General features: G+C 37.8%; 5 protein-coding genes. All 5 read left to right on the top strand.

Features of this window, described 5'->3' with window-relative positions:
* Positions 1-496 precede the first annotated feature (496 nt).
* The 5 genes from ACI6MV_RS24475 (at position 497) to clpC (ending at position 5,876) form a co-directional block, all read left to right on the top strand.
* Positions 497-1,195, top strand: a complete 699-nt coding sequence (locus ACI6MV_RS24475; protein ID WP_407272939.1) for an MgtC/SapB family protein — start codon at positions 497-499, stop codon at positions 1,193-1,195.
* 131 nt (positions 1,196-1,326) lie between these two features.
* Positions 1,327-1,785 carry a CtsR family transcriptional regulator gene (locus ACI6MV_RS24480; protein WP_407272940.1) on the top strand — a complete coding sequence of 153 codons (459 nt, stop codon included), beginning with the start codon at positions 1,327-1,329 and terminating at the stop codon, positions 1,783-1,785.
* 23 nt (positions 1,786-1,808) lie between these two features.
* Entirely contained in the window at positions 1,809-2,360 is a 552-nt protein-coding gene (gene mcsA / locus ACI6MV_RS24485) for a protein-arginine kinase activator protein McsA (RefSeq protein ID WP_407272941.1), read from the top strand.
* Positions 2,360-3,424 (top strand): protein-arginine kinase McsB, encoded by a 1,065-nt coding sequence (mcsB, locus tag ACI6MV_RS24490; RefSeq protein WP_407272942.1) that lies wholly within the window; start codon positions 2,360-2,362, stop codon positions 3,422-3,424. The genes mcsA and mcsB overlap by 1 nt, the downstream gene beginning before the upstream one ends.
* Positions 3,425-3,443: 19 nt before the next feature.
* The gene (gene clpC / locus ACI6MV_RS24495) at positions 3,444-5,876 is read left to right on the top strand and encodes an ATP-dependent protease ATP-binding subunit ClpC (protein WP_407272943.1); all 2,433 of its coding nucleotides are present in this window, start codon (positions 3,444-3,446) and stop codon (positions 5,874-5,876) included.
* Positions 5,877-6,357: the final 481 nt, after the last annotated feature.

The following is a 6,357-nucleotide window of genomic DNA, read 5'->3' on the forward strand; positions in this document are numbered from 1 at the left end:
ATCTAAAACAACCCTTCAAGATGATTCGCTTGAAGGGTTGTTTTTCTATATATAAATAATAATCATGCTTAAAATCAAACGCTAAAAGGGCAAATATTTTTATAATACCAACCAACGCATATTATTAAGTTTTCAAGTCTTCATATGGCTATACTTTTTATCACTTCAAATAGATTCGCACAATCCCCTCAGAGTGTCACAACATACTTAATTATATACGAATTAGATTAGTTTACTAAAAGTAAATTCAGGGAATAAACAATGATATCTAATTTCGTATTTTCTATATAAATTATTTAAAACATGTATTTTAAAGCTATTCGCATGCAATATCTCGGTTAAAATCGTCCTCATATTGTCGATGCATTTAGCTATGTAAGATAGGTATGAAACTGTATTAGTATTAACAAGAATAAATTTATTCAATATTTTGTCCTATTTTAATATCAATTAAAATAGGGTAATAAAATAGAATAAAATTAACTGGAGGAATTAAATGGATCTGATTTTGGATAAACTAATTAACGATGAATTTTTATTAATAGCGAGTAGGTTGATTGTTGCATTATTGCTTGCGGGCATAATCGGGATTGAAAGAGAATTTAATAATCACTCAGCTGGATTTCGAACGCATATCTTAGTTGGAGTTAGTTCTTGTTTGATGATGCTGTTATCTCTATATGGTTTTGAAGAGTACATAAGTGCGCATGAGAACAGCCAGTTCGATCCGGCCAGAATACCTTCCTATGTAATAAGTGGAATTGGGTTTCTAGGGGCGGGAACAATTATAGTAAATGGAATGACAGTACGCGGGCTAACCACTGCGGCATCGATATGGGCAGTAGCTGGTTTAGGATTAGTTGTTGGAGCAGGAATGTATGCGGAGGCTATCTTTACGACATTTATTATCCTTATAAGTTTAGCACTATTAAACAATTTCGAAACTATCTTTCATAAGCGTAGAAATAAAATGTTCATTCAGATGATTATATCATCAAAATTTGATATAGATTCGCTTACTGATGTGTTCCAAGATTTAGATGTTTCTATTCATAGAATTAGGGTGGATAAAGATATCAATGCAGATAGAGTGGTGTTATTGGAATTAAAGAAAGATAAAACTATGAAGTTCATAAAATTGTATGATCAACTTTCCAAATTAGCAGAAGTCAGGCAAGTAAAGGAATGGCAATAACGACTACATAGGCAATATCAATTATTGCACGCTTGAGTGTAGTGTGAACAAAAATATTGGCACAAATAAGGAACTCGAGTATAATGTATTTATAGTCAAAGATAGTCAAAGTCAGATGCGAGGAGGGAAACATGAGTAATATATCTGATGTAATTGAAGCTTATTTAAAAAAGACGCTCGAAAAAAATAGTGAAAACATAATCGAAATTAAACGGAGCGTAATAGCTGATCAATTTGAATGTGTTCCTTCTCAAATTAACTATGTGATTAATACTCGGTTTACTGTGGAAAGAGGATATATAGTAGAAAGTAAACGCGGAGGCGGAGGATACATTCGTATCATTCGGATTACGCATGAGGATAAGGCGAAGTTGATTGATGAAATTATCGCAATGATTCAGCCTTCTGTTTCACAACAGGCAGCGGCGGATATCCTAGAACGGATGCTTGAGGAAGAGCTAATCTCCGAAAGAGAGTTAAAAATAATGGTAAGTGCGATTCATAGAAATACACTTGCTTTACAACTGCCTATCCGTGACGAAATGAGAACGAGAATTTTGACAGCGATGCTTTCTGCACTTAAATATTAAGGATAACGAAGGGAGAGTATGGTATGCAATGTCAAGAATGCCATGAACGCCCAGCTACACTTCATTTTACTAAGGTAGTTAACGGAAACAAAACAGAAATGCATGTTTGTCAACATTGCGCCAAAGAGATTGGCTATGTGTCCTATGACGATGAGCCTTATTCACTACATGACCTACTCTCAGGCTTATTTAATTTTGAATCCACTTCTGTTGGAGACAAAAAGAAGCATACGCTTAGTAAGAGTGAGGAATTAAAGTGTCCTAAATGCGGGATGACTTATCAAGAATTTACTGGTGTTGGTAAGTTTGGTTGTTCTCATTGTTATCAAACATTTGCTGATCGGTTAAATCCGCTTTTCCGCAGAGTTCATAGTGGTAATATTAACCACGAAGGTAAAATTCCTAGACGTATTGGTGGAAATTTAAAACAAAAGAAACAATTAAACGAACTGAAGCAACAACTACAATACCTTATTGAAAAAGAGGAATTTGAAGAGGCGGCAAACGTTCGGGACCAAATCAAAGCATTAGATAAGACCCTCGACCATAAACAGGCTGAGGAGGATGAAGGATAATGTCATTGCAGCAATTTATGAATGAAGCAATTAGCCCATGGCTAAAAGAAGAAGGCCCAGATAGTGATATTGTGATGAGCAGTAGAATTCGCTTGGCAAGGAACTTTGCACAAGTTCCTTTTCCAATCATTGCAGATGCAGCTGATCTGGACAGAATCTTAGAATATTTCAACCAGGAGTATCACCATCAATCCTTCTTAGATTACAATGATTTCGAGTTCGTTTCTATGAATGAATTAAAGCCGATCGAGAAACGTGTACTTGTAGAAAAGCATTTGATTAGTCCTCATTTAGCAGAAAAGTCGATACATGGAGGAGTTTTAATATCAAAGAGCGAACAAGTATCAGTAATGATTAATGAGGAGGATCATATACGAGTTCAGTTATATTTTCCAGGCTTCCAGCTGAATAAGGCATTAGAGCAAGCTTTTGCTTTTGATGACTGGCTTGAGGAGAAAATTAATTACGCATTTGATGAACAAAGGGGCTATCTAACGAGTTGTCCAACGAATGTTGGTACGGGGTTACGAGCATCCGTCATGATGCATCTGCCTGCACTAACTTTAACACAAAAAGTGAATCGCATGATTCCGGCTATTAATCAGCTGGGGCTAGTGGTAAGAGGTATTTATGGTGAAGGTAGTGAGGCGGTAGGTAATATTTTTCAAATTTCTAATCAAATAACTTTAGGTAGGTCAGAAAAAGATATTGTAGAGGATTTGGAAAGTGTTGTTAAAAAATTGATTGAACAAGAGCGTAAGGCTAGACAGCTTTTGATGGAGAACTCTGAACTTCGGTTGGAAGACCGCATTTTTAGATCTTATGGCGTATTGAAGCATAGTCGTATCATTGAATCCAAGGAAGCCGCTACATGCTTATCAGATGTAAGATTAGGAATAGATGAGGGTTTTATTAATCATATTTCAAAAACAATACTGAATGAATTAATGGTGCTAACACAGCCTGGTTTTCTTCAACAATATGCGAAAAGAAACCTTACGCCAGATGAAAGAGATATATTAAGAGCTTCCATTATTCGTGAAAGACTGCAATTAGAAGAGTAAAGAATAGGAGGAATGCATCATGATGTTTGGACGTTTTACAGAGAGGGCACAGAAAGTTTTAGCTCTATCTCAAGAAGAAGCAGTAAGATTAGGGCATAACAATATAGGGACAGAACATATTTTACTTGGATTAGTAAGTGAAGGTGAAGGTATAGCTGCAAAAGCATTGCATGCACTTGGACTTGAAACAGAGAAAATTCAACAAGAGGTAGAACAATTAATCGGTCGTGGACAAAAAGTATCACAGACCATTCATTATACACCTAGAGCTAAAAAAGTAATCGAGTTATCAATGGATGAAGCTAGAAAACTAGGTCATTCCTATGTTGGTACTGAACATATCCTGTTAGGATTGATCCGTGAAGGAGAGGGAGTTGCCGCACGGGTATTGAATAATTTAGGGGTAAGTTTAAACAAAGCACGTCAACAAGTGTTACAGCTGCTAGGTAGCAATGAATCTGCTGCCGGGCATAACGGACGCGGTGGACAGTCCGCGTCGGCTAACACACCAACGCTTGACTCTCTTGCACGTGATTTAACTGCAATTGCTAAAGAAGGTAATATTGATCCGGTTATCGGACGAGAAAAAGAAATAGAGCGTGTTGTTCAAGTACTTAGTAGAAGAACGAAGAACAACCCGGTACTTATCGGTGAGCCTGGTGTTGGTAAGACGGCAGTTGCGGAAGGTTTAGCGCAACAAATTATCAATAATGAAATTCCAGAGATACTGAGAGATAAACGTGTTATGACACTGGATATGGGTACAGTTGTAGCAGGTACAAAATATCGTGGTGAATTTGAAGACCGTCTAAAGAAAGTCATGGAGGAGATCCGTCAAGCGGGAAATATCATCTTGTTTATTGATGAACTCCATACTTTAATAGGAGCAGGTGGTGCAGAAGGTGCCATCGATGCGTCAAATATTTTGAAGCCGTCACTTGCTCGAGGTGAATTGCAGTGTATTGGTGCAACTACATTGGATGAGTATCGTAAATATATTGAAAAAGACGCAGCATTAGAGCGTCGTTTCCAACCAATCCAAGTGAATGAGCCAACTGTTGATCAATCGATTCAGATTTTAAAGGGGTTACGTGATCGCTACGAAGCACACCACCGTGTAACAATTACGGATGATGCTATTGATGCTGCAGCAAAACTTTCTGATCGTTATATTACAGATCGTTTCCTGCCTGATAAAGCGATTGATCTAATTGATGAGGCAGCTTCAAAAGTACGTCTTCGTTCTTATACTGCACCACCAAATTTGAAAGAGCTAGAACAAAAGCTTGAAGGTGTAAGAAAAGAAAAAGATGCTGCGGTTCAAAGTCAAGAGTTTGAAAAGGCTGCATCGTTAAGAGATAGCGAACAACGACTTCGCGATGAATTAGATGAAACGAAACAAGAATGGAAAGAGAAGCAAGGACAGGAAAGCTCTGAGGTAGTCGTAGAGGACATTGCTAGCGTCGTTTCTACATGGACGGGTGTTCCGGTATCAAAGCTTACAAAAGACGAGAGCGAACGTTTATTAAACCTTGAAGAGGTACTACACAGCAGAGTAATCGGTCAAGAAGAATCAGTGAAGGCTGTATCAAAGGCGATTCGTCGTGCGCGAGCAGGTCTGAAGGATCCGAAACGTCCAATTGGTTCATTTATTTTCCTTGGGCCAACCGGTGTTGGTAAAACTGAATTAGCACGTGCATTAGCAGAAGCGATGTTTGGTGACGAAGAAGCGATGATCCGAATTGATATGTCAGAGTACATGGAAAGGCATGCCACTTCTCGTTTAGTTGGGTCACCTCCAGGCTATGTTGGCTATGAAGAAGGTGGACAATTAACAGAGAAGGTAAGAAGAAAGCCATATTCTGTTGTCTTACTAGATGAAGTAGAAAAAGCACATCCAGAAGTGTTCAATATTCTATTGCAAGTACTAGAAGATGGGCGTTTAACTGATTCTAAAGGTAGGTTGATTGATTTCCGAAATACAGTGCTTATCATGACCTCCAATGTTGGTGCAAGTGAACTGAGACGTAATAAATTCGTTGGATTTAATCTCGGTGATGAGGAAGAAAGCTATAAAGATATGAGATCAAAAGTAATGGATGAGTTGAAAAAAGCATTTCGTCCAGAATTCATAAATAGAATTGATGAAATCATCGTTTTCCATTCATTAGAGAAGAAACATATGAAACATATCGTTACCCTTATGATAGAGCAACTAAAGAAACGTCTAGTTGAACAGGAAATTGATTTCTCTATATCTGAGGAGGCTCTGGATAAGATTGCGAATGAAGGCTTTGATCCAGAATATGGGGCAAGACCTTTACGTAGGTCTATTCAAAAGAATGTTGAAGATCTCTTATCAGAGGAATTGCTCAAAGAAACAATCTATAAAGGACAAAAGGTAGAAATAGATGTTGACAAAGATAATAAGTTTACTGTTTCTGCAAACTAATTAGCTAAGTGATCATGCAATGAGACCGGAAGGCATTTGCCTTCCGGTTTTTTAACTGCAAAGCAGGAAATTATAAAATATACTAAACGTGGATAACATTAAGCATTAGCCACGGCCAGCTCCGAGCGCCAACGACTAGCGAGACTTCCCTCACCTCCGTACGTCGCTAACCGGCGCTCTGCGCTTTTGTTCCTATCAGGGAATCACAAATTACTTTTGGTGGATAATGAATTGCTCCGGAGTACGCCCAGAAAGTGCTCTCTTGGCTGTTAGATTATCAAAAGAACTTCAGGAGGAAAAGGGGATTGTGGACCGGTCTTGCAGCAACATCACCTAAACCATCCTCAGACAACAGTTTCAAAAAAATGTATAATGAAAGTATTATATTGAATCCATGGATTGAATGTTAAGAAAATATTAAACAAATTGATAGAAGACTGTAACTTGTCCGTTATGTAAATCGTATACAATATAGGTACAG

The sequence above is a fragment of the Radiobacillus sp. PE A8.2 genome (assembly GCF_045635475.1).
In the GTDB taxonomy this organism is placed as follows: Bacteria; Bacillota; Bacilli; order Bacillales; family Amphibacillaceae; genus JBJGXI01.